Raw genomic sequence first — 2,908 nt, 5'->3', positions numbered from 1 at the left:
ACCAATATCATGGAATTTTTAAATCCAACAAACACATTTGCGCTTTTAAGAACCTCTTTATAATTTTCAAAGTTAAGACTAGCAGGTGGTTTAAGTGCTGATTCTGAACCAATCTGAGGTAAGCTTTTAAATGATGCAAAAACTGTAATTAGTATTGGCAAAATTACTATAGCTGATATAAATATAAATAGTAGTATTTTTAGTACTCCACCTCCACTGACAGATCTCCTTGTAATATTAATAGTGGTTTCCTTTTTTATTTCTAAGTTAGCTTCCATTTTTTCACCCCTTTAAGTTAAATAATTTTTTTTGAATAATGGAGAAAATTATTATTATTATCATCAATACAATTGCCATTGCACAGGCTAATCCAAAATTTTGATATTGAAAGGCAGTATTTATTGTTTGTACTGTAAAAGTTTCACTAGCATGATTTGGACCACCGCTAGTCATAACATAAGGAATATCAAATATCTGCAAGGCTCCTCTCACATTCAAAAATAATACTAATTCAACAACAGGCTTTATATTTGGTAATACAATGTGATAAAACTGTTTAAAGGTGCTTGCTCCATCAATAATAGAAGCTTCAAGCATGTCCGTTTGAAGGGATTGAAATGCCGCTAAAAAAAGTATTATATGGATACCAGAAAATTTCCATAGAGAAACTCCAGTAAGAGAATAATTAACAATTTCCGGGTCGCTAAGCCATCCTATTTTATCCATATGAAAAAACTGCAGCATACTATTTAATACTCCATCTTGTGAGCTATAAAGAAAGATAAACATACAGGCAACTGCAACTGTGTTTATCATATAAGGTAAAAATGTAATAGTTTTGAACATCTTACTGTATCTAACTCTTTTGTCTAATAAAAATGCTAAAAATAATTCAATAGGTATAAAAAGCAAATGCCCTAAAAAATATATACCGTTATTTTTTAGCGATAACCATACCTCCGGTGAATCAAATATTATTTTCTTGAAATTTGTTAATCCCACAAAGGTTTTTGTAAGACTCAGTCCATCCCAGCTTGTAAAGCTTAATGCTACTAGCCTTATTAATGGGTAAATCATAAATAAACTTATTAAAATAGTGGGAATAAATAAAAATGTAACTAGCACTATGTTCTTCTGCATCTTTACATTATTTTTAAACATAACCCGCCTCCTAGCCTGCAAATTAAAAGAAGAATAAAGCAGCTAAAGGCACCTTATTCTTCTTAAATTAATTATTTTTTAATTACCTCTTGCTTTTTTCCATTGTGTATTTAAATCATTCATAATAGAATCTAAACTAGTTTTGCCTGCCATCATCTGTTGACCTATGCCATTAACGTCAAATTTCATGGCATTCTTTACCTTGTTATATTTCTCATCATAGAAAACAGTTACTGACTTAGCATCAACACCATCAAAGGCTTGAGCAAAGAATTTATCATTATAACTTACACCATTCATTGTAGGCTTTATTTTAATAGTAGTAGCAAGCTGAGTATAATAATCACCAAAGAACCATTCAAGGAATTCTTTTGCTTCCTTTTGATTTTTACTAGTTTTAGGAATTCCCCAGAAGAATTCAGTCATTGCAGTAGTGTAGAATGGATCGCTGGCATTATTCCTTGTTGGTAATAAGAAAACTCCTAAATTCTCATCCTTACCTCCATTTTGGTTATAATCACTCTTATACCAGGAGCCAGCTGCAAACATAGCTGCTTTTCCGGCTACAAACATGGCTCTTTGTTGATCCCAACCATAGCCAAGTGGATCTTCTCCAAAAACCTTGGCATCATACAATTTTTGAATCTTTGTATACGCATTATAGAATGGTTGTCCTTTTGTAAAAGGGTCATCCTTAGTAGCCATCTTGTTGTAGTATTGTCCATCTCCTGCTTCAAGCATTGGCATATATTCATTTAATGGGTAATTTACCCAAGAATCCTTTAAGCCCAATGCAAGTGGTGTATATTTCTTACCATCTTTTATTGTTTGACAAACCTTTATAAACTCATCCCAAGTCTTAGGTATTTCTAAATTGTATTCTTTGAAAATGTTCTTGTTGTAATAAACAAATTCATTAAATACTGCTTCTGGTAACCCTATTACATTTCCTTTAATCATAGTTTCCTTAGCATATATATTGTTTGCAGTTGCCTTTAAATCATTTAAAGGTACCATAGTATCACCATAGAGTGAAAGATTTGCTTGTCTAACTGGGAATACATCTGGCAGTTGATTTGCTGTGCTTCTTATCTTCATTGTATTGTCATATTCGGTTTTTGCAATTTTTTCCACTTCAATAGTCACATTTGGATGCACCTTTTTATAAGCATCTGCTATCTTATTAGTTTCTGTCATATACTTATACTCGTCGTCTCCCCAAAGAGCCATTTTTAGTGTTACCTTTTTATCGCTAGCTGTTGATGCGCTATTTGAATTTGAGCACCCTACAGCAATGGTGCTTAGTAATGTTGCTGTTACTAAAGATAAGCTTATTTTTTTTAATAATTTCTTTTTAACCACTTTTTTTCCCCCTTCATACTTTATAGTTAAATTTTAAATATTTTTATACTTTTATTGAATGATATATATTNNNNGATTTATATTATCCTTGATTTAAACTAGCATAATTGATTAAAGGGAAGCCCGAATTAAAAAAATAAGCGCACCATTTCGGTACGCATCACAAATAGCCGTTTATTTGCTACATTCTGCCTGAATCTTTTTTGACCAGGGCATGTATTGATCTAAAATTTATTACTAGGTTTTAATTTTAATATTTCTTTTGAGTACCTTCTCAATAAAATAGGTGGAAACTAGAGCATAAAAGCTTACGAAAAATAATCCAAAGGAAAGCTTATATATGGTAAATAATATGAGTGCTATAAGGAGTGCCACAGAGGTAGAC

The 2,908-nt window shown here is 31.6% G+C and carries 2 protein-coding genes and 1 pseudogene; all 3 read right to left on the bottom strand.

Annotated elements, in window-relative coordinates:
• A pseudogene (locus tag V7161_RS21730) lies at window positions 1-278 on the bottom strand (hypothetical protein); the annotation flags it as partial.
• Window positions 279-282: 4 nt separating this feature from the next.
• Complete coding sequence (locus tag V7161_RS21725) at window positions 283-1,161, bottom strand: carbohydrate ABC transporter permease (RefSeq protein WP_335714951.1); 879 nt, start codon at window positions 1,159-1,161, stop codon at window positions 283-285.
• A 78-nt stretch (window positions 1,162-1,239) separates the two neighbouring features.
• Entirely contained in the window at window positions 1,240-2,523 is a 1,284-nt protein-coding gene (locus V7161_RS21720) for an ABC transporter substrate-binding protein (protein ID WP_335714950.1), read from the bottom strand.
• Between the last annotated feature and the right edge of the window lie 385 nt (window positions 2,524-2,908).

Origin of the sequence: Neobacillus drentensis, assembly GCF_036965425.1 — a bacterium.
GTDB classification, from domain to species: Bacteria; Bacillota; Bacilli; order Bacillales; family Cytobacillaceae; genus Neobacillus; species Neobacillus drentensis_F.
This window is presented reverse-complemented; position numbering and strand designations above follow the sequence as displayed.

What these genes read in the sequence shown, in the direction of transcription:
- V7161_RS21725 (WP_335714951.1), bottom strand. Translation starts at nt 1,161, where the DNA reads ATGTTTAAAAATAATGTAAAGATGCAGAAGAACATAGTGCTAGTTACA.